At 67.5% G+C, this 21,832-nt stretch carries 21 protein-coding genes; 12 read left to right on the forward strand and 9 right to left on the reverse strand.

Going from position 1 to position 21,832, the window contains the following annotated elements; all coding sequences use genetic code 11:
- Positions 1 to 403: 403 nt before the first annotated feature.
- From C4B30_RS04440 to C4B30_RS04460, 5 genes are all read left to right on the forward strand, one after another.
- Positions 404 to 1,204 (forward strand): transporter substrate-binding domain-containing protein, encoded by an 801-nt coding sequence (locus tag C4B30_RS04440; protein WP_105131866.1) that lies wholly within the window; start codon positions 404 to 406, stop codon positions 1,202 to 1,204.
- A 67-nt stretch (positions 1,205 to 1,271) separates the two neighbouring features.
- Entirely contained in the window at positions 1,272 to 1,931 is a 660-nt protein-coding gene (locus tag C4B30_RS04445) for an amino acid ABC transporter permease (protein ID WP_027781141.1), read from the forward strand.
- A 41-nt stretch (positions 1,932 to 1,972) separates the two neighbouring features.
- Complete coding sequence (locus C4B30_RS04450) at positions 1,973 to 2,698, forward strand: amino acid ABC transporter ATP-binding protein (protein ID WP_105131938.1); 726 nt, start codon at positions 1,973 to 1,975, stop codon at positions 2,696 to 2,698.
- A 46-nt stretch (positions 2,699 to 2,744) separates the two neighbouring features.
- Positions 2,745 to 3,926 carry a cystathionine beta-lyase gene (metC, locus tag C4B30_RS04455; RefSeq protein ID WP_105131867.1) on the forward strand — a complete coding sequence of 394 codons (1,182 nt, stop codon included), beginning with the start codon at positions 2,745 to 2,747 and terminating at the stop codon, positions 3,924 to 3,926.
- A gap of 76 nt (positions 3,927 to 4,002) precedes the next feature.
- Positions 4,003 to 4,347, forward strand: a complete 345-nt coding sequence (locus tag C4B30_RS04460; RefSeq protein WP_027781144.1) for a DUF3088 domain-containing protein — start codon at positions 4,003 to 4,005, stop codon at positions 4,345 to 4,347.
- Between the two features lie 100 nt (positions 4,348 to 4,447).
- On the opposite strand, the gene C4B30_RS04465 is transcribed toward C4B30_RS04460, so the two are convergent.
- Positions 4,448 to 5,335 carry a DMT family transporter gene (locus tag C4B30_RS04465; RefSeq protein WP_027781145.1) on the reverse strand — a complete coding sequence of 296 codons (888 nt, stop codon included), beginning with the start codon at positions 5,333 to 5,335 and terminating at the stop codon, positions 4,448 to 4,450.
- Positions 5,336 to 5,459: 124 nt separating this feature from the next.
- Between C4B30_RS04465 and C4B30_RS04470 the strand changes: the two genes are divergently transcribed.
- Complete coding sequence (locus C4B30_RS04470; protein ID WP_105131868.1) at positions 5,460 to 6,935, forward strand: aminotransferase-like domain-containing protein; 1,476 nt, start codon at positions 5,460 to 5,462, stop codon at positions 6,933 to 6,935.
- 45 nt (positions 6,936 to 6,980) lie between these two features.
- Here the strand turns inward: C4B30_RS04470 and C4B30_RS04475 are convergent, their stop codons facing one another.
- Both C4B30_RS04475 and C4B30_RS04480 read right to left on the reverse strand, forming a co-directional pair.
- Positions 6,981 to 8,414 (reverse strand): nicotinate phosphoribosyltransferase, encoded by a 1,434-nt coding sequence (locus tag C4B30_RS04475; protein ID WP_105131869.1) that lies wholly within the window; start codon positions 8,412 to 8,414, stop codon positions 6,981 to 6,983.
- A 73-nt stretch (positions 8,415 to 8,487) separates the two neighbouring features.
- Entirely contained in the window at positions 8,488 to 9,528 is a 1,041-nt protein-coding gene (locus tag C4B30_RS04480) for a bifunctional nicotinamide-nucleotide adenylyltransferase/Nudix hydroxylase (protein WP_059793393.1), read from the reverse strand.
- Positions 9,529 to 9,719: 191 nt separating this feature from the next.
- Between C4B30_RS04480 and C4B30_RS04485 the strand changes: the two genes are divergently transcribed.
- The 4 genes from C4B30_RS04485 to C4B30_RS04500 all read left to right on the forward strand — a co-directional run bounded on the left by C4B30_RS04485 (position 9,720) and on the right by C4B30_RS04500 (position 12,201).
- The gene (locus C4B30_RS04485) at positions 9,720 to 10,172 is read left to right on the forward strand and encodes an SRPBCC family protein (RefSeq protein ID WP_105131870.1); all 453 of its coding nucleotides are present in this window, start codon (positions 9,720 to 9,722) and stop codon (positions 10,170 to 10,172) included.
- A gap of 245 nt (positions 10,173 to 10,417) precedes the next feature.
- The gene (locus C4B30_RS04490) at positions 10,418 to 11,182 is read left to right on the forward strand and encodes an N-acetylmuramoyl-L-alanine amidase family protein (RefSeq protein WP_105131871.1); all 765 of its coding nucleotides are present in this window, start codon (positions 10,418 to 10,420) and stop codon (positions 11,180 to 11,182) included.
- Between the two features lie 54 nt (positions 11,183 to 11,236).
- Complete coding sequence (locus C4B30_RS04495) at positions 11,237 to 11,626, forward strand: lysozyme inhibitor LprI family protein (protein ID WP_006480817.1); 390 nt, start codon at positions 11,237 to 11,239, stop codon at positions 11,624 to 11,626.
- A gap of 47 nt (positions 11,627 to 11,673) precedes the next feature.
- On the forward strand, positions 11,674 to 12,201 hold the full coding sequence (locus C4B30_RS04500) for a GNAT family N-acetyltransferase (protein WP_105131872.1): 528 nt from the start codon (positions 11,674 to 11,676) through the stop codon (positions 12,199 to 12,201).
- Between the two features lie 25 nt (positions 12,202 to 12,226).
- On the opposite strand, the gene C4B30_RS04505 is transcribed toward C4B30_RS04500, so the two are convergent.
- The 3 genes from C4B30_RS04505 to C4B30_RS04515 all read right to left on the reverse strand — a co-directional run bounded on the left by C4B30_RS04505 (position 12,227) and on the right by C4B30_RS04515 (position 15,590).
- Positions 12,227 to 13,573 carry a glutamine synthetase family protein gene (locus C4B30_RS04505; protein ID WP_105131873.1) on the reverse strand — a complete coding sequence of 449 codons (1,347 nt, stop codon included), beginning with the start codon at positions 13,571 to 13,573 and terminating at the stop codon, positions 12,227 to 12,229.
- Positions 13,574 to 13,725: 152 nt separating this feature from the next.
- A complete protein-coding gene (locus tag C4B30_RS04510) occupies positions 13,726 to 14,283 on the reverse strand; it encodes a helix-turn-helix domain-containing protein (RefSeq protein WP_027781152.1) in 558 nt (185 codons plus the stop codon).
- Between the two features lie 17 nt (positions 14,284 to 14,300).
- Entirely contained in the window at positions 14,301 to 15,590 is a 1,290-nt protein-coding gene (locus tag C4B30_RS04515) for an NAD(P)/FAD-dependent oxidoreductase (RefSeq protein WP_105131939.1), read from the reverse strand.
- 280 nt (positions 15,591 to 15,870) lie between these two features.
- Here C4B30_RS04515 and C4B30_RS04520 point away from each other — a divergent pair, with 280 nt between their 5' ends.
- Together C4B30_RS04520 and C4B30_RS04525 are read left to right on the forward strand one after the other, a co-directional pair.
- Positions 15,871 to 16,098 (forward strand): DUF2945 domain-containing protein, encoded by a 228-nt coding sequence (locus C4B30_RS04520; RefSeq protein WP_027781154.1) that lies wholly within the window; start codon positions 15,871 to 15,873, stop codon positions 16,096 to 16,098.
- Entirely contained in the window at positions 16,095 to 16,655 is a 561-nt protein-coding gene (locus tag C4B30_RS04525) for a DUF488 domain-containing protein (protein ID WP_105131874.1), read from the forward strand. Before C4B30_RS04520 ends, C4B30_RS04525 begins: the two co-directional genes overlap by 4 nt.
- Positions 16,656 to 16,673: 18 nt before the next feature.
- On the opposite strand, the gene C4B30_RS04530 is transcribed toward C4B30_RS04525, so the two are convergent.
- From C4B30_RS04530 to C4B30_RS04540, 3 genes are read right to left on the reverse strand one after another with little or no spacing between them, the layout of a single operon-like run.
- On the reverse strand, positions 16,674 to 17,846 hold the full coding sequence (locus tag C4B30_RS04530; protein WP_027781156.1) for an HlyD family efflux transporter periplasmic adaptor subunit: 1,173 nt from the start codon (positions 17,844 to 17,846) through the stop codon (positions 16,674 to 16,676).
- Positions 17,843 to 20,062, reverse strand: coding sequence for a type I secretion system permease/ATPase (locus C4B30_RS04535; protein ID WP_105131875.1), 2,220 nt, complete (start codon positions 20,060 to 20,062; stop codon positions 17,843 to 17,845). Before C4B30_RS04535 ends, C4B30_RS04530 begins: the two co-directional genes overlap by 4 nt.
- Positions 20,055 to 21,578: a TolC family protein gene (locus C4B30_RS04540; protein ID WP_234015386.1), complete on the reverse strand. Its 1,524-nt coding sequence runs from the start codon at positions 21,576 to 21,578 to the stop codon at positions 20,055 to 20,057. The genes C4B30_RS04535 and C4B30_RS04540 overlap by 8 nt, the downstream gene beginning before the upstream one ends.
- Positions 21,579 to 21,832: the final 254 nt, after the last annotated feature.

Below are 21,832 nucleotides of genomic sequence, written 5' to 3' on the forward strand. Positions count from 1 at the left end.
GAAAAACATTCCACGTTGCGTGAAAAGTGCACGCATCTTTGGAAACACATTCCCTTTTGACAAAACTAAGATTGCCCTCAGTCGCACGGCATTCCCGCCGGATACGCGTCGACGATGCGTCCGGCCCACCACTCGCAACGCTGCACGGGCAACCATGAATCACACGCTTGAACGCTTCACCGCGCACGCCGGCCGTCGCCTCGGCTCGCGTGCCTGCGTCCGCCATCCGCACGCGCACCGCACCTTCGCCGCGCACGAACGCATGCCGTAACGCGCGGCATCGCGCACGGCGAATCACCACCCTCGCCGACTCACGCTTCACCGACTTCCCGCTCACGGCGACGCCGCCCGTCGCCGCGGCTTCGCGCATCCTGAATTTTCGACAACGACCACGGAGACAACCATGAAGCACTTCACCCCGACGTTCAAACACGGCATCGCGGCCGCCCTGCTCTGCGTCGCGGCCACGACGTCGCACGCGGCGGACCTGCTCGACACCGTCAAGCAGGCCGGCGTGCTGAAGATCGCGCTGGAAGGCACCTATCCGCCGTTCGATTACCGCAACGCCGACGGCCAGCTCGAAGGCTTCGACGTCGACGTCGCGAAGGCGGTGTCCGCCCGCCTCGGCGTGAAGCCGCAGTTCGTGACGACCGAATGGAGCGGAATTCTGGCAGGCCTGCAAGCCGGCAAGTTCGACGTGATCGTCAACCAGGTCGCGATCACGCCGTCGCGCCAGCAGGCGCTCGACTTCAGCGCGCCGTACGTGTATTCGTCCGCGCAACTGCTGCAACGGCAAAACGATGCGCGCGCATTCAAGTCGCTCGACGAATTGAAGGGCAAGAAGGTCGGCGTGACGATGGGCAGCAACTATGTCGACCTGGTCAAGACCGTGCCCGCGATCGACCTCCAGGTCTATCCCGGTACGCCCGAAAACCTGCGCGACCTCGCGGCCGGCCGTATCGACGCGGCAGTCAACGATCGCCTGATGCTCAGCTACCTGATCAAGAACTCGCACCTGCCGCTGCGCCCGGGCGCCGTGCTCGCGGGCGGCGAGGACCGCATGGGCATCCCGTTCCGCAAGGGCAATCCGAAATTCGCGAAGGCGATCGACGATGCGCTTGCGTCGCTGCAGCAGGACGGCACGCTGAAGAAGATCTCGATGCAGTGGTTCGGCGCCGACACGACCAAGCCCGTGACGCAGTAACGCAGCTCGCCTCGCGCCCGCGCGCACGAATGCGCGGGCGGTCCGGCACACAATCAGGAGACACGCAATGGAAGCAATCGAACTGGTCGTTCATACGCTGCCCGTGATGGTCAAGGGCGCGGTGTTCACGCTGAAGTTCGCCGTCGCATCGATGGCGCTCGGCCTCGTCGTCGGGCTCGTGGTCGCCATCATGCGCATCGGCAGCAACCGGCTTGCCGCGAGCCTCGCGCAAGGCTACGTGAGCCTGATGCGCGGCACGCCGCTGCTCGTGCAGATGTTCGTCGTCTACTACGGCCTGCCCGATCTCGGCATCACGCTCGATCCGACCACGGCCGGCATCTTCACGCTGACGCTCAACGCGGGCGCCTACCTGTCCGAAAGCATGCGCGGCGCGATCCTCGGCATCGGCCGCGGACAGTGGGCGGCCGCGCACAGCCTCGGCCTCACGCACGTGCAGACGCTGCGCTACATCGTGTGCCCGCAGGCGCTGCGCCTTGCGGTGCCAAGCCTCGGCAACACGCTGATCAGCCTGATCAAGGACACGTCGCTGGTCTCGGTGATCACCGTCACCGAGCTGCTGCGTTCGACGCAGGAAGTGATCGCCGCGACGTTCCAGCCGCTTCCGCTCTATCTCGCCGCCGCCGCGATCTACTGGGTGCTCAGCACGCTGCTCACGCGACTGCAGGGTCGCGTCGAGACGCGCCTCGCACTGCCGTCCACGCATTGACCGCTCCCGGGATTCCCATGAACTCCATCGACGGACAGAACATGATTACGCTCGACAACGTATCGAAATGGTATGGCAAGCACCAGGTGCTCTCGGCCTGCAGCGCGGCGGTCTCGAAAGGTGAAGTGGTCGTCGTGTGCGGGCCGTCGGGCTCCGGCAAATCGACGCTGATCAAGACGATCAACGGCCTCGAACCGTTCCAGAAAGGCAGCATCACCGTCGACGGCACGCGGCTCGGCGATCCCGCCGCGAAGCTCGCGCAATTGCGCGCCCGCGTCGGCATGGTGTTCCAGCACTTCGAGCTGTTTCCGCACCTGTCGATCACCGAGAACCTGACGCTCGCGCAGACGAAGGTGCTCGGCCGCCGCAAGGACGAAGCGATCGAGAACGGCATGAAGCTGCTCGACCGCGTCGGCCTGAAGGCGCACGCGCACAAGTATCCGGGGCAATTGTCCGGCGGACAGCAGCAGCGCGTCGCGATCGCTCGCGCGCTGTCGATGAACCCGGTCGCGATGCTGTTCGACGAGCCGACCTCCGCGCTCGATCCCGAGATGATCACCGAAGTGCTCGACGTGATGGTCGAGCTCGCGCGCGAAGGCATGACGATGGTCTGCGTGACGCATGAGATGGGCTTTGCGCGGAAGGTCGCGCATCGCGTGATCTTCATGGACCAGGGCGCGGTGGTCGAGGATGCGGCCAGCGACCGGTTCTTCGCGGCGCCGCGCTCCGAGCGCGCACGCGACTTCCTCGACAAGATCCTGCATTGACCGCGCCACCGCCGCCCCGCTTCGATCGACACTCAAAGGAGACATCTTGAACCACCTGCTTTCGACCGACACCGTTCTCGCCCATGAAGGCCGCTCGCACGGCCAGCCCGGTTCGCCCGTGAACCCGCCCGTGTACCGTCAGTCGACGCTGCTCTTTCACGGCACCGACGCGCTCGGCGCCGTGCGCGGCACGCCGCTCGCATACGGACGGCACGGCAGCCCGACCACCCGCGCGCTCGAGAAGGCGCTCGCGCGGCTCGAAGGCGCGCATGCCGCGCTGCTGACGCCGAGCGGCCTCAGCGCGATCACGACCGCGCTGCTCGCGGTGCTGAACCCGGGCGACCATCTGCTGATGGTCGATTCCGTGTACGACCCGACCCGTTCGTTCTGCGATGAAACGCTGGCGCGTCTCGGCATCGAGACGACCTACTACGACCCGGCGGCCGGCGCGGACATCGCGTCGTCGATGCGGCCGAACACGCGCGCGGTATTCGCCGAATCGCCGGGTTCGCTGACCTTCGAAGTACAGGATATTCCGGCCATCAGCCGCGTTGCGCACCGGCACGGCGCGGTCGTGCTGCTCGACAACACGTGGGGCACGCCGCTGAATTTCCGCTCGTTTTCGCATGGCGTCGACGTGTCGATTCACGCGGCGACCAAATACATCGCCGGACACTCCGACGTGCTGATGGGCGCGATCCTGACGACCGACGCGCTCGCACCGAAAGTCACGCGCTTCTACCGGCAACTCGGAATGACCGTCAGCGGCGACGACGCGTATCTCGCACTGCGCGGCCTGCGGACGCTATCGGTCCGGCTCGAGCGGCACCAGCGCAACGCGCACGTGCTGACCGAATGGCTGTCGCAACAGCCGGAAGTCGCGCAGATCCTGTATCCGGCGCGCGCCGGCGACGCCGGCCACGCGCTTTGGCAGCGCGATTTCACGGGCGCGTGCGGGCTGTTCGGCGTGGTGCTGCATCCGCGGGCCGACGAGGCCGTGCGCGCGCTGCTCGACGGCATGACGTGCTTCGGCATGGGATACAGCTGGCGCGGCTTCGAAAGCCTGATCATCCCGTCCAGTCCGTCGCGCCACCGCACCGCCACCCGCTGGACGGCGGCCGGCCCGCTGCTGCGGATTCATGCGGGGCTCGAGCATCCCGACGACATGATTGCCGACCTCGCCGCCGGCTTCGCGCGAATGCGCGCCGCCGCACTTGCCGAAGCGTGAGATCCGGCGGCGTCGCGCACGTCGCTCCGCATCGCGTTTTCTTCGACGTCCCCCCCTCTCTCATAGCGAGACCATCATGAAAGACACGCTGTTCATTCTCCGTCCCGACTTCTTCAAGGACTCCGAAGGTCCGTTCTACTGCGGCGATTCGGTTGCCGTCGAAGGGCTGTTGAGCTTCTATCCGCGGTTGCGCGACGCTGTCCACGTCGAATACGTCGACGCACCGCGCCCGCGCCAGCCGATCGTCGCGCTGATCGGCGCGGACAACCAGTCGGCGCCGGTACTCGTACTTGGCGACGGACACGCACCGAACGACGACACTCTTGCGATCCGCGAACACAACGGCCGGCGCTTCATCGATTCGCCTGCCGATATCCGGCGATACCTGTCGTCGCAGTACGGCGTCGCGCACGTCGCGTAAGCACGCCGGCGCGTGCGGTCGAGCGGTTGCACTGAACGGAGCGCGCGATGAGCCGCCCCTTTCGCGCACCGCCGGCCGCACCTTCGCTCAGGAGGGTGCGTCACCCCGCGCGCTGCACGGGCGCCATCCTCGAGAAGTATTTCGCGCCCGCCACGCAGCCGACCACCACGACCGTCACGACGACCATCGACGGCGGCACCGTCTCGTGCAGCAGCCCGGCCGCGAGCAGGAGGCCGAGGAACGGCTGCAGCAGTTGCAACTGGCCGACGCCCGCGATCCCGCCGAGCGCAAGCCCGCGATACCAGAACACGAAGCCGATCAACATGCTGAACAGCGACACGTACGCGAGCCCCCACAGCGCGGCGGCGTCTACGCCGTCGAACGACGCGGGCGAGGTCAGCCACGCGAGCGGCAGCATCAGCGGCAGCGACAGCACGAGCGCCCACGAGATCACCTGCCAGCCGCCGAGCTGGCGCGACAGCCGCGCGCCTTCCGCATAGCCGAGCCCGCACGCGACGATCGCGGCCAGCATCAGCGCATCGCCGACCACCGACGCCTGCCCGCCGTTGCGCAACGCAAACGCGGCCACCGCGCCGCTGCCGACGATCGAGAAGATCCAGAACGGCAGCCGCGGCCGTTCGCCGCCGCGCCATACGCCGAACAGCGCGGTCGCGAGCGGCAACAGCCCGACGAACACGATCGCATGCGCCGACGTCACGTGCTTCAGCGCAAGCGCCGTCAGCAACGGAAAACCGACCACGACCCCGAGCGCGACGACGGCCAGCGACACGGCCTCGGCACGCGACGGCCGCTTCTGCTTCAGCACGACGAGCAGCAGCAGGCCGAGCGCGCCGGCGATCGTCGCGCGGGCGAACGTGAGGAACAGCGGGTCGAGCCCTTGCACCGCGACACGCGTCGCGGGCAGCGAGCCACTGAAGATGATGACGCCCAGCATGCCGCTGAGCCATCCGTCGGTCGTCTTTTGCACGGTCAACCCTGAATGGAAAATGGATGACCGATGATCCGCCGGCGACGAAAACGGCGTAAGCTACAGCCCAATACAATTCAGCCAAACTGTACTGAACAACCAGCCGTACAGTTCATCGTCCGCCATGAGCCATTCCGCCCCGATTCCCGCTCCGCCCGCGCCGTCGCGCACGCGCGTGGAAACCGTCATGGATACCCTGCGCGCGCGGATCGCGAGCCGCGCGCTGATGCCCGGCGCGCGCGTGCCGTCGATCCGGATGATGGCCGACGCGCTCGGCGTGTCGAAATCGACGGTCGTCGATGCGTACGAACGGCTCGCGAGCGAAGGCGTGCTCGTCGCACGGCGCGGGTCGGGCTTCTACGTGTCCGGCCACGCGCCGCCGCTCGCACTCGCCGAATTGGGCCCGCGCCTCGATCGCGCGCTCGATCCGTTGTGGCTGTCGCGCCAGTCGCTCGAAGCGGCGCCGACGTCGGTGAAGCCCGGCTGCGGATGGTTGCCGTCCTCGTGGCTGCCCGACGAAAGCCTGCGTCGCGCACTGCGCGCCGTGTCGCGCGACGAACCCGATGCGCTGACCGACTATGCGACGCCGCTCGGCCTGCCCGCGCTGCGCCAGCAGCTTGCATGGCGGCTCGCCCAGCACGGCGTCCACGCGGAACCCGCGCAGATCATGCTGACCGACGGCGGCACGCACGCGCTCGACCTCGTGTGCCGCCTGCTGCTGGAACCCGGCGATACCGTCGTGCTCGACGATCCGTGCTACTTCAACTTCCAGGCGCTGCTGCGCGCGCACCGTGCACGGATCGTCAGCGTTCCGTTCACGCCGAACGGCCCCGATCTCGTGCGCTTCGAGCAAGTACTCGCCGAGCACCGGCCGCGCCTGTACATCACCAACGCGGCACTGCACAACCCGACCGGCGCGACGCTCGCGCCGCCCGTCGCGCACCGGCTGCTGACGCTCGCGGCCGAGCATGGGCTGCTGATTGTCGAGGACGACATCTTCGCGGATTTCGAGAGCACGCCCGCGCCGCGCCTCGCGGCGTTCGACGGGCTGTCGCGCGTCGTGTCGATCGGCAGCTTCTCGAAAACGCTGTCGGCCGCGATCCGCTGCGGCTATATCGCCGCGCGCCCGGAATGGATCGACGCGCTCGTCGACCTGAAGCTCGCGACGTCGTTCGGCAATGCGCAGATCGGAGCAAACGTCGTGCACCGGCTGCTGATCGACGGCACGTACCGGCGCCATCTCGACAGCCTGCGCGCGCGTCTCGCGGATGCGATGGGCGAAACGATCCGGCGCCTCGCGCGAGCCGGCCTCGGGATCTGGACGGAGCCGCGCGGCGGGTTGTTCGTGTGGGCGCAGTTGCCGGACGGGCTCGACGCCGCGCGCGTCGCGCGCCACGCGCTGGACCACGACGTGGTCCTCGCACCCGGCGACGTGTTCAGCGCGTCGCGCAGCGCGACGTCGTACATGCGCTTCAACGTGTCGCGCTGCAAGGGGCCTGCCGTGTTCGACGCGCTTGCGCGGGCAATGGAGGCGGCGCGTGCGGTGGAACGCGGCAGCGCGGCGGTGGACGCCGGTGACCGTGCGCTGGCCGGCAAGTGACACGAACCGGCCGCGCCGCGGCGGGACGCCCCGCCGCCGCCTGCGTCATACTTCTCCCGCGTGCGCCCTCGCCCTCACCTCGGCGAACGACGTATCGACGAGCAAACGCCCGGTGTCGAATACCGTGTCGAGCGCCTCGTCCCATTCGCCTTCAAGCGCACGATCGTCCCACGCAATCGGCAGCGTCACCGTTCGATACTCGCCGGTGCGGCGATTGCGCAGCAGCGTGAGCCGCCCCTGCTTCGAGCGCTTGCCCCGATCGGTGACCGGATCCTTGCGGACGTCGTGCCACACGCCGCCGCGCCGGATGGCCGAACACTTCATCGCAAAGCGCTGCGTGTCGCGGTTCACGCGCTGCAACAACGCGCCACCCATACCGAATACGACGTTGCCGGCCGCGTACCCCGCCTCGTCGAGCGCAACGAGGATCGCTTCGATCGACTGCTCGTCGACACCGTCGCCCTGGATCACGCGCACGCGGTTCAGCACGCGCCGCCCCTTGCCGTTCACGGACGAACCGAACGACGCATCGAGCGCCCGCACCGTTTGCAGCACGATCGTCACCGGGTCGCCGGAATCGGGACGCACGACGAGCGTCGCGCCCGAATCGATCACCGCCTGCCGAAGTTCGCCGCCCCACAGATCGAGTGCGGCGAACAGATCGTAGGAGTCCGACACGACCGATACGATCGCGCCCGGCAACCCGAAGCGGCCGATCATGTTGCGGTACGCATCGGCCTCGCCTGCGCGCCCCCACGACGTGATCGTGCTGTGCTCGGCCGCCGGCACCGAGTAGGCGGCCATCGGCTCGCGATAGAAGCGGTTCGCGGCCAGCACGCCGAGCACCGTGTCCGAGCCCATGAAGCTCACGAGATGCGCGGCGCCGCCGATCGCGCCCGATTCCGCGCTCGACACGCCGCGCGCGCCGAAGTCGTGCAGCTTGAACGGCAGTTGCGCGAGATCGTCGTCGGTCCTTTCGAGGAAGCGGCGAATCGTCTGGCGCAGATGCCAGCTGCGGGTCGCCACCGTCACCGGATACCAGATGCGCAACAGCATCGTCTCGAGATACGACGCGAGCCAGAACACCTGCGGATCCTCGCATTCGATCGTCATCAGCACGTTGTGCACCGGCACGATCGACCCTTCCGGCACCGCACGGATCTTCACCGGCAGGTAGCCGTCGTAGTGCTCGACGATATGGCGCCATCCTGCTTCGTTGAACAGCTCGCCGTGCACGGTGAAGAAATCGCGCGCATCGTCGATCATCGCGTGCGTGACCTGCTTGCACAGATACTCCTTCAGCAGCATCTGGAGGCCGAAGAACAGCGTGCGGTCGTAACGGCCGCCGCGCGATTCGACGTACGAGAACATCGCCGATGCGTCCGGCGGATATTGCAGGAAGTGGGAAGCCTTGTACGAATCCGTGTTGAGAATCGGATTGGCGAGAACCGCGGCAAAGCCGCCGGGATCGTTTTGCATGGCTAGAGCTCCTCTAGGCCGTTGAAGTGCCGCCGCGTCTGTCGCGGCGGACCGAATGCGGGGAATCAGCGCGTCACAGCTTCCCCAGGAAGTGATACGCGATATCGAAGTGATCCTCGAACATCACGTTGCGCATCTGCGCGAATTCGTTGAGCGGGACCCAGCGCGCCTTGTCCGCGTCGTCGCTACCCTTCACGCGCGGCAGTTCGCCGGTCGGAAAGTTGAACAGGCACGCATGCGTGATCGTGCGGCCGCGCAGCGAACGCGTCGGGTGATCGAACACCTGGCGATCCTTGATCGAGCCGCGCAGCACGGGCTCCGGCAGCTTGAGGCCGGTTTCCTCGCGCAGTTCGCGGATGCACGCGGCATCGAGCCGCTCGTCCTGGTTCACGAATCCGCCCGGCAACGCCCACAGGCCGCGGCCCGGTTCGCTGCGGCGGCGCACGAGCAGGATATGCCCGGAGTGCACGACCACCGCGTCGACCGTCACGAACGTGACGGGATACGGCGCGGCCGCCCAGGCCTTGCGATACGCGGCGATGAATTCGGCTTCCGACTTCAGTTGCGCGAATTCCGGCTGCGTGCGGAAACGCTCGAGCCAGCCGAACACGGGTTCCGGCACGGCCCACTGCACGAAGCTGTTGGTGCGTTCGGCGAAATACTGGTCGCGGATTTCGGTGGCGGAGATGTCTTCCGTCGCGTCGACGTCGACGAGTTCCCATTGCGGGAACATCCGCAGGTAATACGACGTGGCGTCCTTCTCGTGCCCGATCAGCCCAACCTTGCGCTGCGCGATATCGCCGAGCGTGGACGCGACGGCCTCCTGCACCCAGCGCACCCAGTCGCCGTCGTTGTAGGTCGAATCCTGCAGCGGGGCAATCGTCACGCGGTCGCGCTCGGATGCATCGAGCAGCGATGCCAGCATCTGGCGACGCTCGTCGAACGAGAACGGATCCTTGATGGTGCGGGGCTTGTCGGTCGACCCGATCAGCACGCACACGCGCTCGGCCCGGCTCAGTGCCGACTTCAGCACGTTCAGGTGACCACGATGCGGAGGCTGGAAACGACCAATGAAAACGAGCGCATCGAAGCGCCGGTTCTGTTGCGTACTCATGAGGCTCCCTCAAGAGATTGAAACGCTTCGGGTCTGTCCCGAAGGGTTGGAATGAATCGTAGGGGAATTCCCGAAGGACGTCAATCGAGTCCATTCGAGCCCACGCTCGACTTGACGAAGTCTGACGAAACACGCGTTATTGGCGCGGTACACTCGATCGCATCCCAATCCACGCCCTGGCGCCCGCCCTCATGAGGATCTCAGTCAGCCGGACCGTCGGCGTCGATCGCAGGCGCCTGTTTACGTGGTCGCAGGATTACGGACGGCGGCTCGTGTGGGACAACTTCCTCATCGATGCCTATCTGCTCGACGGAACGACCGCCGATGTCGGCGTCGACGCGTTCTGCCGCAGCCAGTCGGGCGCGACGATGGTGTCGCGCTACATCTCGTACCGTCCGCCGCAGGTCGCCGCCGTCGAAATGGTCGAAGGGCCGAAGGTGCTCGAACGCTTCAGCGGCAGCTGGAACTTCACCGAGCGCACGCCCGGGTCGACCGAGGTGAAATTCACGTACCACTTCCGTGCGCAGCCATCCTGGCTGCGCTGGCTGCTCGAACCGCTGATCGGCGCGTTCTATCTCGTGCAGACGCGCCGACGTCTCGATTCGTTCAAGCGCTGGGCCGAAGCCGAAGCGCTGCCGCACTGACCGGCGCGCGCCGCCTGCCGTACGCTGCGCGCGTGCCATCCCGACATGCGCGCGCCCCCCGTGACGCCATGCTCGCAGCCCCGTCCAGCTGGCCCGAGCTTCGGCTTCCGGCCGGTGCGAAAGCTGCCGTTTCGTCATCGCGGCGCCACCACCACCCGCTATAATCGCGCGACATTCCGACTGCATTGAGCAGGCCGACGGTGGCGCGCCGTTCGACGCGCCGTACGCCCTTCTCGACAACAACAATGATGAACCGAACCCTCCGACGCCTTCGCCCGCTCGTTCGCGCCGCCGCGCGCGTGCTCGCATGCGCCCCGCTGCTCGGCGCACCGCTGGCGCTGCACGCGGCCGGCACCGCGGGCACGCCCTTTACCGAGCCCGCAACCGGGCGCTATATCGTCGTCGACACCGGCCATACGCCGGCGCATCCGGGCTCGACCGGCGCGAGCGGCCGCGTCGAATACCTGTACAACCTCGACCTGTCCGGCGCGGTCGCCGACACACTCGCCGCGAATGGCGACCGCGTGCTGCGCACGTCGGCGGACGGACGCGAGATCGCGCTCGATCGGCGCTCGACGCAGGCGCCCGACGCGAACCTGTTCGTGTCGATCCATCACGACTCGATGCAGCAGCAGTTCATCGACGCGGGTCGGCAGCGCGAATTCCGCGGCTTCTCGGTGTTCGTGTCGGCGCGCAATCCGCACTATGCGCAGAGCCTGCGTTGCGCGAAGGCGATTGCCGAGCGGCTGGTCGCGGCCGGCGAACGGCCGTCGCTGTATCACGCGCAGCCGATCCGCGGCGAGAACCGCCCGCTGATCGATCCGTCACTCGGCATCCACCGCTTCGACGATCTCGTCGTGCTGCGCACCGCGCCGATTCCGGCCGTGCTCGTCGAAGCCGGCGTGATCGTCAATCCGGACGAAGAAGCGCGGCTCGCACGGCGCGAGACGATCCAGCGCCTGTCCACCGCGATCGCGGGCGGCATCGACGCGTGTACGGCGCCCGAATAAACGACGGTATCGCCCGTCGGATTCAACGGTTTTCACCCACTCAGGAGCATCACCATGAAAAAGAAGAATCTGCTCGCATCCTGCGCATTGCTCGCGCTTGCCGTTCCGTTCGCCGCGCATGCGGCCGGCTGCGGGAAGCCTCGCAGCGCGTTCGACCAGGTGTATTGCACGAGCACGCAGTTCTCGCAATCCGACCGCGATCTCAACGACGAATACGGCCGGCTGCGCAAGCAACTGAGCGGCGATCAACAGGCGACGCTGAAGGCCGGCCAGCTCGCGTGGCTGAAACAACGCGACGCGCAGTGCAGCGAAACGCGCGGCAGCAGCTACCTCGTCGATATCCAGTGCGCGAACGACATGACGCAGTCGCGGCTGTCGTTCCTGCGCGAGCGTGAACGCGAATGCTCGAGCACCGGGTGCGTGACGTCGAAGCTCGGCGAGTAAGGTCGAGCAGTAACACGGCATACGGCAACCGATCGCACGGGGAACGCATGGCACCGAACGCGACGACGATCGACATCCGCTCGGCCACATCCGCCGATGCACCGATCATCGCCGACATCCACGTCGCGTCGTGGCAAGCCACCTACATGGACATCATGCCGGCGCCGTTCCTCGCCGGCCTGTCGGTCGAAAAGCGCACGGCCGCCTGGCGCCAGGCACTCGACGCAGGACGGCCGCGCGTCGCGCTCGCGTTCATGAACCGCGTACCGACCGGCTGGATCGCGTACGGCCCGACGCGCGACACCGACAAGGATCCTGCGTGGGGCGAAATCGAAGCGATCTATCTGCATCCGTCGCATTGCGGACAAGGCATCGGCACGTTGCTGGTCGATCACGCATGCCGATCGCTGCATGACGCGGGCCATGTGTGGGTATCGCTGTGGGCACTGGTCGAAAACCGTCGCGCAAGAGCGTTCTACGAACGCGAAGGTTTCGTCGCAGAATGCGACGTCAAGACGTTCGAGATCGACGGTACGCCGATCGAGGAAGTGCGCTACTGGCGCGCACTTCCTTGACCGGCTTCCTCGACACACGCGGCACTCACAGAAACCACCGATACTCCCGCGCCCCGATCTCGTTGCGAAAATCCAGCTCCTCCTGCCGCTTGTTCTCGCAGTACACCATCACGAACTCGCTGCCCAACCCGTCGCGCACGGCCGGATGATCCTGCATCGCGGCGACCGACGACAGCATCTCCTTCGGAAAATCGATGCCGCTGCCGCGATCCTCGTTGAGCGGCGCGATCGGCTCGAGCCGCGCATCGAGCCCGTGCTCCATCCCGCCGAGGAGCGCCGCAAGCACCAGGTACGGGTTCGCATCCGCGCTCGCGAGCCGGTGCTCGATCCGCAGATCGCATGCATCCGACTCCGGAATCCGGATGCATGCGTCTCGATCCTCGAAACCCCAACTCGCGCGACTCGCCGCGTTCACCATCGACCCGTAACGCCGGAACGCATTGTGATTCGGCGCGAAGACGGGCATGCAATGCGGCAGCAGCGCAAGGCAGCCGGCCACCGCATGCCGCAACGGCCGCTGTCCGTCCGCCGCCAGCAGGTTGCGCCCCGCCTCGTCATACAGGCTCACGTGCACGTGCATCCCGCTGCCCGGCGCATGCAGGTACGGCTTACCCATGAAGCTCGCGCGATAGCCATGCCGCAACGCGACGCCGCGCGTGCTGCGGCAGAACAGCGCCGACCAGTCGGCCGCGCGCAGCGCGTCGTCGGTATGCCCGAAATTGATCTCGAACTGGCCGGGTCCGAGCTCCGCGGTGATTACCGTCGCATCGACGCCCTGCTCGCACGCGGCGTCGACCATCTCGTGCAGCACGTCGGAGAAGCGCGACAGGCGTTCGATATGCATGTTCGGCTGATCGTCGCGGTCGTCGCTCAGGCGGTCGCGCGGATACTGCGGCACGCCTTCCGCGAGCCGCGCGGCGAACAGGTAGAACTCGAGCTCGAATGCGACGACCGGCCGAATGCCGCGCGCCGCGAACCGCCGCAGCACGCGCGCGAGCACCTCGCGCGGCTCGAATTCGATCGGGGAATCGGTGCCGTCGGAGCTGATCAGCATCTGCGCGAGCGGCTGCCGCTCCCAGCGCACGGGCTTCAGCGTGCCGGGAATCAGGCGGCGCGGCGCATCGGGATCGCCGTCGTTGAAGCAGTAATCGCCGATCTTGTAGAGGCCGCCCTGCGTGCCGAGCAGCACGCAGTTCTGCGGCAGCTTCAGCAGCGCGCCCGATGCGATTTTCTCGAGCGCGTCGATCGGATAGCGCTTGCCGTAGAAATGCCCGGGGAGATCGAGGCAGATCAAGTCGACATAACGGATCTCGGGGTGCGCCTGCCGAAATGCGCGGACTTCACTGACCAGCGCGGGAACGACGTCAGCCATGTCTCATCCTTTTCATGTCTCGTATGGCGGCGCCGCGGCGCGGCGAACCGGATTCACGCGGAATGCAGTGCAATGTACGCCGCATATCGATCAGTACTGCAAACAGGCTGCGTGGCGGGGCGGCCTGCGACACCGCCCGCCCCGCCGGCCACTCAGGTGAACACCCAGATCACGCGCGTCGGCGCGTCGGTCAGGTTCGCATACCGGAAGCGCTTGTGCGCTGGAAGCTGAAACGCATCGTTCGGGCCGAGCGTGACCGGCGTGTCGTCGCCGTCGATCCAGATCGTCAATTCTCCTTCGAGCACGAAGCCGCCCTGCTCGTCGCTGTCGTCGACCGGCCGCTCGCCGCTGCTCGCGCCCGGTTCGAGATGGCTTTCGAGGATCGAGAAGCGCGCACGCATGTTCGGCGACACGAGGATGTCGGTAATGCCGGCCGCGTAATACACGGTGCGGCGTTCGTCGGGCCGCGTGACCCATGGCACGCTGCGCGGCTTGCTCAGGCTGTAGAAATACGTGGTCGGCACACCGAGCGCCTCGCCGATCGCGGTGAGATCCGCGACCGTCGGACGCGACAGTCCGCGCTCGACCTGCGACAGAAAGCCGACCGAGCGGCCGATCCGTTCGGCGAGATCGTTCAGCGTGACCTTGCGATGCTTGCGCAGGTCGCGGATCAGGATCGCCAGACTTTCTATCTCTTCGCGTTCGTTCATGATGGATTTCGGTGCAGTCAAACGGTATCGCGCAGACGGTACCAGGCCTTGCCGATCGCTTCGAGCGGTGCGGCCAGCCGGTCGCCGCCGGGAAAGCGTGGGTTGCGGATGCGCTGGTACTGCGCGAGCAGGTGTGCGTCGCCGAGCACGGCGTCGGCCACCGCGCGCGCGCCGGCGAGCGTCGGCAGCACGCCGTGCCCCGAAAAACCCTGCAGCCAGAAGCGCTGCCCGTGGCGGCCGATGTCCGGCGTGCGGCGCATGCTGATGTCGATGTGACCGCCCCACGCGTAGTCGAGCGGCACACCGGCCAGTTGCGGGAACACGCGTTCGAGGTGCGGGCGCGTCGCCGCCGCGATATCGGCCGGGATGCCGCCGAGATACGTGCAGCCGCCGCCGAACAGCAGCCGGTTGTCGGGACTCAGGCGGAAATAGTCGGGCACGAACTGGTTGTCGATCACGCAGCTGTTGCGCGGCAGCAGCGCATGCGCGACGTCGGGCGCGAGCGGCGCCGTTGCGACCTGGTACGTGCCGACCGGCAGCAACCGGCGCGCGAGATCGCGATCGAGCCGGTCGACGTACGCATTGCAGGCAAGCACCAGCACGTCCGCCCGTACTTCGCCACACGCCGTGCGGGCGATGTGGCCGCCCGCCGTCTCGCGACAGTCGAGCACGCGGCTCCGTTCGAAGATGCGGCCGCCCGCGTGCTCGATCGTCTGCGCAAGGCCGAGCGCGAGCTTCAGCGGGTTCAGGTGGCCGGCCTCCGGATCGTGCAGCGCGGCGAGATAGCGCGTGCCGCCGATCCATTCAGGCATCTCGTCACGCCCGATCACGCGCAGCCGATCGTAGCCCCACCGCTCGGCCGCCTCGTCGCGCGCCCGCGCCAGCATCGCGACGCGCCGCGGCCGCACCGCGGCCCACAGGCTGCCGGGCCGGTAGTCGATGTCGAAACCGTGTCGTGCCGGCAGTTCGCGCACCTCGCCCGCCGCCCAGCGCATGCTGTCCCACAGCAGGCGCGCGCCGTCGCGGCCGAGCGCATCCTCAAGCGGCTGCATGTCGCACGACCAGCCGAGCAGCGCCTGTCCGCCGTTGCGGCCCGATGCCGCCCACGCGACGCGGCTGGCTTCGAGCATGACGACGCGCTTGCCGGCCAGCGCAAGGTGCAGCGCCGTATGCAGCCCGCTGAAGCCCGCGCCGACGACCAGCACGTCGGCGTCGACGCGTTCGTCCAGCGCCGGCCGATGCGGAATCGGCGCCGGATAGGTGCCGGCGTAGTAGCTTGCGACGTGTCGGTCGGACTGCACGAACATGCGGAACCCCGTGAAAATTACGCCGATAAATTTCATGAAAAACTAGCATGACAATTTCATGCGGGCAAGGGGGGGGACCGGCGTCCATGCCGTTGGGGAAATGAAGGGCACGCCGATTGCGCATGCAGCACGGCTACCGCCGCCGACGTCCGTGTCTTTTACCGTGTGCGGTCGCGGCCGATAATGAACCCATGCACGCTCTTCCTCGCCGCCCCCGGCGCGCACCGCCAGGGTCGCGAAGGCCGACCCACCGCGCATCGACACAAGGAGGCACCCCGGCATGACCACGCCATTCAGGCTGGGCGACCACGTCCGCTGGAATTCCGAGGCCGGCTACGTGACCGGCACGATCGTCGCGATCCACACCGCCGACTTCGACTACAAGGGCCATCGCCATCGCGCGTCGCCCGAGGATCCGCAGTACGAGATCAAGAGCGACCGGACCGACCACGTCGCCGCGCATCGCGGCCGCGTGCTCGAACGCATCGACGGCAAGGACGACGCATGACGCTCCCGTTCTACACGATCGGCCATTCGAATCGCACGCTCGACGAATTCATCGACATGCTCGACGCGGTCGAGATCACGCTGCTCGCGGATATCCGCAAGATGCCGCGCTCGCGTACCCATCCGCAATTCAACGAAGCGACGCTGCCGGATGCGCTCGCCCCCGCCGACATCGCGTACGAACACATCGCCGAACTCGGCGGCCTGCGCGGCAAGTCGCACGGCGTGCCCGACGACGTCAACGATTTCTGGACGAACCGCAGCTTTCACCGCTACGCGGATTACGCCATGTCGCCGGAGTTTCACGCGGGCCTCGACCGCTTGATCGCACAGGGCCACGAGCAGCGCTGCGCGATCATGTGCTCGGAAGCCGTGTGGTGGCGCTGCCACCGGCGAATCGTGTCCGACTACCTGATCGCGCGCGGCGAAACGGTGCTGCACATCATGGGCCGCAACCGCGTGGAACCCGCGCGGCTCACGGCCGGCGCCGTGATCCGGGACGACGGCACGATCGTCTACCCGGATCCCGAACGCAGCGATTCGGCGCCGCACGCATGATCATGCCGCGCATGCGCACTAGCGTTCGCGCAACGCCTCGGCGGCCCGGTTCAGCGGCTTGACGAGGTAGTCGAACACGGTGCGGCGCCCGGTACGGATCTCCGCGGTGGCGACCATGCCCGGCAGGATCGGATGCCGCTTGCCGTCGCGGGTTTCCAGATACGCGTGCTGCGTGAGCACGTAGACGCGGTAGTAATACACGCGCCGGTCGACCTGGTCTTCGATCGTGTCGGGCGAAATCCGCTCGACCTTCGCCGGCAGCGAGCCGTAGATCGACGACTCGAACGCCGTGATCTTCACGGTCGCCTCCTGCCCCGGATGAATGAACGCGATGTCGCGAGGGCTGAGACGCGCCTCGATCAGCAACTGGTCGTCGAGCGGCACGATTTCCATCAGCATGCCGCCCGGCGGAATCACGCCGCCGACCGTCGACACCCGGATGTCCTTCACGATGCCGCGCGCCGGCGCGCGAATCACGGTTCGTCGCAATTGATCGGCACGCCCTTCGCGAACCTTGAGCAGCGGTTCGAGATCGGCCATCGTCTTCGAGTAGTCGGCTTTCAGCGCGACGTAGTACTCGCTCTGCGCCGCCGAGAGCTTCGTCGAGAATTCGGCGGCCTTCTGGCGCAGCCGGAGCACCTCCACCTCGTTGGTCGCGCCGGTTTTCAGCAGCGGCAACGCAATCCGGAGCTCGTCCTCGGCGAGGCGCAACTGTTCGCGCAGGTTGGCGACGTTTTCGCGAAACGCGCGCCGATTCGCGACGAACAGCTGACGTTCACGCCCGGTCACGGCCTTCTCGTTCGCCAGTTCCGCCGGGAAGTCGATGCCGGGCAGGTCGTTCATCTCCGCATACAGCCGCGCCGCGCGGCCCTGCAATGCGGTGATCCGCTCCAGCGTTTCCTCCATCGATGCGCGAGCGAGCACCGGATCGAGCGTCGCGAGCCGTTGGCCCGCGTCGACGACATCGCCCTCGCGCACCGCCAGCTCCAGCAGGATGCCGCCTTCGAGGCTCTGGATGACCTGCCCTTTCGATGCCGGCGTGACCTTCGCTTCGCCGACCGCGACTTCGTCGAGGTTCGCGAACACGGACCACACCAGGAAGATCGCCAGCGCGGCGACGATCAGCCACAGCATCCGCCGGGCGGGTACTGCTTCGCGCGCGCGATTCACCAACCACGGAAAATCGCTCATCGCGTCTCTCCCGCCATCCGCGCCGGCAACGGACGCGAGCCGCCGGCCGGCGCGCGCGCGGCGGCCGCCGGCTCCGGCGTGCCGGAGCCGCGCAACGCGGCCAGCACCTCGTCTTTCGGACCATCGCGCACCACGCGCCCGCCATCGAGCACGATGATGCGATCGACGATCGACAGCACCGGATAACGATGCGTCGCCACGATCAACGTGCGATTGCCGAGCCACTGCTGCAGGCGCTCGACGATCGCCCGCTCGGTCGCCTCGTCGAGCGATGCGGTCGGCTCGTCGAGCAGCAACACGTTCGGCGAGCGCAGAATCACGCGGGCCAGCATCAGCGCCTGCTTCTGGCCGCCGGACAGGCCAAGGCCGCTTTCGCGCAGCTTCAGGTCGAGGCCGTGCGGCTGCCGCAGCAGCAACTGGTCCGCGCACGCGACCTTCATCGCGGCGAGCATCGCGTCGTCGGTGGCGAGCGGACTCGCGATCAGCAGATTCTCTCGCAGCGTGCCGTAGAAGAGGCTCGATTCCTGCAGCAGCATCCCGACGTCGCGGCGGACATCGGCAACGTCGATCAGCGGCATCGGCGTGTCGTTGAACAGGATGCGCCCCTGCACCGGCGTCGCGAGCCCGCCGAACAGCCTCAGCAACGTCGATTTGCCCGCGCCGACCCGGCCGAGGATCGCGACCCGCTCCCCGGGTTCGATCGACAGATTCGGAATACTGAGCACGGGCTTTTCCTGGGGATCGAAGCTGTATCCGACCTGCTCGAAGCGATATCGGCCGACGAGCGCCGGCTTGTGATACGCATCGACCGCCGGATCGTGGTCGACCGGCAGCGCGAGCAGGTTGTCGAGCCCCTTCTTGCCCGCCCGTACGTTCTGGATGCGCGACAGCACGGCGGGAATCTGACCCAGCGGCGCGATCGTGCGGCTCGTCAGGATCGAACAGGCGAGCACGGCGCCGAACGACAGGCTCGCGTCCAGGATGCCGTACACGCCGGCAACCAGCACGCCGGCGTAGGCAAGCTGCTGCACCGTCTGCGCGAGATTGACCAGCAGGCCGGCCAGCCGGCGTTGCTGCAAGCCGATATCGGCATTCACGCGATTCGTATACGCCCACATCTGCCGGAATCGCGGCTCCGCCTGCAACGCCTTGATGTCCTCGGCGCGATAGATGGCCTCCATCAGGATCGCGTTGCGCAGCGCCGATTCCTCGAGCCCCTGGTTCGACAGCTTCGCCAGCGGGATTTGCGCAAGCACGCCCGGCAGGATCAGCAGCGGGATCGCCGCGAGCGGCACGAATGCAAGCGGGCCGCCGAGCAGCCAGATGATGAACAGGAACGTGATGACGAACGGGATGTCGATCAGCACGCCCATCGTGCTCGACGTCAGCAGCTCGCGCAGCTGTTCGAGGTCCCGAAGCTGGGCGACCAGCGTGCCCGGCGAGCGCGGCCGCGCGTCGTTGCGGATGTCGAGCACGCGCGCGAAGAACATCGCTGACAGCTTGAGGTCCGCCTGCTTGCCGAAATGATCGGCAATCGACACGCGCGCGGTACGGAGCAGCAGTTCCAGCGCGAGCGCGAGCACGACGCCTGAAGCCAGCACCCACAACGTATGCGTCGCCCGCGCAGGGACCACACGATCCCACACCTGCATCGCGAACAGCGACGTCGCGATCGCGAGCAGATTGCCGAACAGCGAGCCGGCGCCGAGATCGAGCAACACCTTCCATTGCGCCGAGAATAGATCGTGCAGCCAGGTGTCGGGTTTGGCGGAGAGGTAGCCGTCGACGCGCTCGTCGCGCCGCGCGACCCGCTCGTGGACGATCAGCACGCGGGCCGGCCACGCCGGCGCCGGCGCGTCCAGATCGATCGCGCGTTCGAGCGGCTTGCCGTCGAAAACGAACTGGACGACCGCACGCCCCGCCGCGACCGACACGATCACACCGACATGTGCATCGTCGAACACGGCGAGCGCCGGCAGCATCGCCGGCGTGAGCCGCGCCGGCGGCAACGCGACGAACTGCGCGGTCAGGCCCGCGGACGCGGCGACTTCGACGACGGCCGCGTCCGGGTCCGCGACGCTCGCCCACGATGCCGCGCCGCGCACCTGCTCGGGCGAGACGGCCAGACCGAGGTGCCGTGCCGCGAAAATCAGCGGGTCGGCCCAGCGCGCGATGTCGGCGCCGGCATCGCGCCCGGCGCGAAACGCATCATTCATGACGACTCCCCTCGTGTTCGCGCAGCAATTCGACGAACTTGCCGACTGCCACGTATGCCTTGATGCGCGCAATCGCGCCGTCGGCCAGTGCATTGATCGACTCGACTTCCGATTCGAAGATGTCGCGCTCCGGATTCACGACGTCGGTCAACGTACGCTTGTTCAGGATGTATTCCTGCCAGTACAGGTCGCGCGACGCCCGCGACAGCGCGGTCACCTTCTCGTAGCCGTTCAGGCGTGCCGCGGCACCCGTCGCTTCGATCTGCGCCGACTTGAGCGCGCTGCGCGTGACGAGCCGCCGGTTCTCGAGGCTTTCACGGTTCGCGCGCAGTTCGGCTTCGGCGGCCGCGATCTGGTGTCGCGCCAGGCCGCCCAGCGAGTAGTTGCCGCTCACCGCGAAACCGATCCACGTATCGTTGGTGGCGTTCGGGCGGCCGCTCGATATCGAACGGCTCGCGCCGATACCGATGGAAGGAAAGCGCTCCGCCTGGGCGACCCGCACGCGCGCATCGGCCGCATCGACGGCGGCCGCCGCGGCGAGCACCGACGGCGTTCGTTCGATGTCGCCGCCGGCATACCCGAGATCGCCGACGAAATCCACCGTGCCGCCGAGATTCGCCACGCGGCGCGGGCGCGCGCCGATCAGTTCGGTGAGCTTCGCGGCGGCGACGTCGAAGCGCGTGTTGGCCTTCAACACTTCCGCCTGCGCATGCAGGATCGCCAGTTCGACCAGATTGCGGTCCGACGAAACCGATAGCCCGGCCCGCACGCGATCGAGGATCTTCGTGCGCGTGTCGCTCAGCGCGACGACCTGGCGCCGCGCGGCCGCGACGACGTCCTGGCTGGCGGCCAGTTCGACGAACGTCGTCGCCGTCTGGTACGCGACCGTCTCGATCGTGTCGGCCAGTTGGTACTGCTTCTGGCTGCGCGTCGAGTCCGCCGCGGAAATCCGCCCCGACGTGCGGCCGAAGTCGTACAGCAACTGCGACACGCCGATCGATGCGCGCGTGCCGGTACGGTTGCCATTGCTGCCGAAACTTCCGCCGTAGCCGGGACGCACGCCGTAGTCGATCTTCGGGTACCAGGCCGCCTTCGCGACCTCGACCTCCGACATGCTTTGCGCCACTTCCGCATGGGCGCGGCCGATGTCGGGATGGCGCGCGATCGCGACGCCGACGGCGTCGCGCAGCGTCAGACGGTCGAGCGCGATGCGCAGCGTTTCGCCCGAGTCGCCGGCGGCATCCTCTGCATCCTCGGCGCGCCCGGCAACGGGGACATCGAACTCGTCCTGCCTGTCCGGCGTGATCGTCGTCACCCCCGCCGTCATCCCATCATGCAGCGGCGACACCGGCGCTTGCGGGTCGATCGGCGCCATCGCGCGGGACAGGTTCGCGAGGACGATGCGCCGCGCCGGATCCACGGGCGGCAATGGCGGCGCCACGTGCCGGCGCGGTGCGGCGGCGGGCATGCCGGCCGGCAGCGGCACGAACGACGCCGTCGCCACCGCCGGCCGCATCGATGGAGCGGCCGCCCTGGGAGGCGGTGGCGGCGCGACCGGCAATGCATACGCAGACGGTGCCGTAATTGCGTGGACCGCATCAGCCGGCACGCGCGCCGCGGTCTCGAACGAATCGGTCAGCCGGCCGCTCGGCAGCGGAGACGACGACGCGAACGCCGCCGGTGCGGTGTCGAGCAGCGCGATCGCGAACAACACATGGCCTGGATGGAAAACGGCACGCACCGCGCAAACGGCGCGACGCAAGGTGTATC

Source organism: Burkholderia sp. BE12 (assembly GCF_002959955.1).
Lineage (GTDB): Bacteria > Pseudomonadota > Gammaproteobacteria > Burkholderiales > Burkholderiaceae > Burkholderia.

What these genes read in the sequence shown, in the direction of transcription:
- C4B30_RS04440 (WP_105131866.1), top strand. Translation starts at nt 404, where the DNA reads ATGAAGCACTTCACCCCGACGTTCAAACACGGCATCGCGGCCGCCCTG.
- C4B30_RS04445 (WP_027781141.1), top strand. Translation starts at nt 1,272, where the DNA reads ATGGAAGCAATCGAACTGGTCGTTCATACGCTGCCCGTGATGGTCAAG.
- C4B30_RS04450 (WP_105131938.1), top strand. Translation starts at nt 1,973, where the DNA reads ATGATTACGCTCGACAACGTATCGAAATGGTATGGCAAGCACCAGGTG.
- C4B30_RS04460 (WP_027781144.1), top strand. Translation starts at nt 4,003, where the DNA reads ATGAAAGACACGCTGTTCATTCTCCGTCCCGACTTCTTCAAGGACTCC.
- C4B30_RS04470 (WP_105131868.1), top strand. Translation starts at nt 5,460, where the DNA reads ATGAGCCATTCCGCCCCGATTCCCGCTCCGCCCGCGCCGTCGCGCACG.
- C4B30_RS04475 (WP_105131869.1), bottom strand. Translation starts at nt 8,414, where the DNA reads ATGCAAAACGATCCCGGCGGCTTTGCCGCGGTTCTCGCCAATCCGATT.
- C4B30_RS04480 (WP_059793393.1), bottom strand. Translation starts at nt 9,528, where the DNA reads ATGAGTACGCAACAGAACCGGCGCTTCGATGCGCTCGTTTTCATTGGT.
- C4B30_RS04485 (WP_105131870.1), top strand. Translation starts at nt 9,720, where the DNA reads ATGAGGATCTCAGTCAGCCGGACCGTCGGCGTCGATCGCAGGCGCCTG.
- C4B30_RS04490 (WP_105131871.1), top strand. Translation starts at nt 10,418, where the DNA reads ATGATGAACCGAACCCTCCGACGCCTTCGCCCGCTCGTTCGCGCCGCC.
- C4B30_RS04495 (WP_006480817.1), top strand. Translation starts at nt 11,237, where the DNA reads ATGAAAAAGAAGAATCTGCTCGCATCCTGCGCATTGCTCGCGCTTGCC.
- C4B30_RS04500 (WP_105131872.1), top strand. Translation starts at nt 11,674, where the DNA reads ATGGCACCGAACGCGACGACGATCGACATCCGCTCGGCCACATCCGCC.
- C4B30_RS04505 (WP_105131873.1), bottom strand. Translation starts at nt 13,573, where the DNA reads ATGGCTGACGTCGTTCCCGCGCTGGTCAGTGAAGTCCGCGCATTTCGG.
- C4B30_RS04510 (WP_027781152.1), bottom strand. Translation starts at nt 14,283, where the DNA reads ATGAACGAACGCGAAGAGATAGAAAGTCTGGCGATCCTGATCCGCGAC.
- C4B30_RS04515 (WP_105131939.1), bottom strand. Translation starts at nt 15,590, where the DNA reads ATGTTCGTGCAGTCCGACCGACACGTCGCAAGCTACTACGCCGGCACC.
- C4B30_RS04520 (WP_027781154.1), top strand. Translation starts at nt 15,871, where the DNA reads ATGACCACGCCATTCAGGCTGGGCGACCACGTCCGCTGGAATTCCGAG.
- C4B30_RS04525 (WP_105131874.1), top strand. Translation starts at nt 16,095, where the DNA reads ATGACGCTCCCGTTCTACACGATCGGCCATTCGAATCGCACGCTCGAC.
- C4B30_RS04530 (WP_027781156.1), bottom strand. Translation starts at nt 17,846, where the DNA reads ATGAGCGATTTTCCGTGGTTGGTGAATCGCGCGCGCGAAGCAGTACCC.
- C4B30_RS04535 (WP_105131875.1), bottom strand. Translation starts at nt 20,062, where the DNA reads ATGAATGATGCGTTTCGCGCCGGGCGCGATGCCGGCGCCGACATCGCG.
- C4B30_RS04540 (WP_234015386.1), bottom strand. Translation starts at nt 21,578, where the DNA reads ATGCGGCCGGCGGTGGCGACGGCGTCGTTCGTGCCGCTGCCGGCCGGC.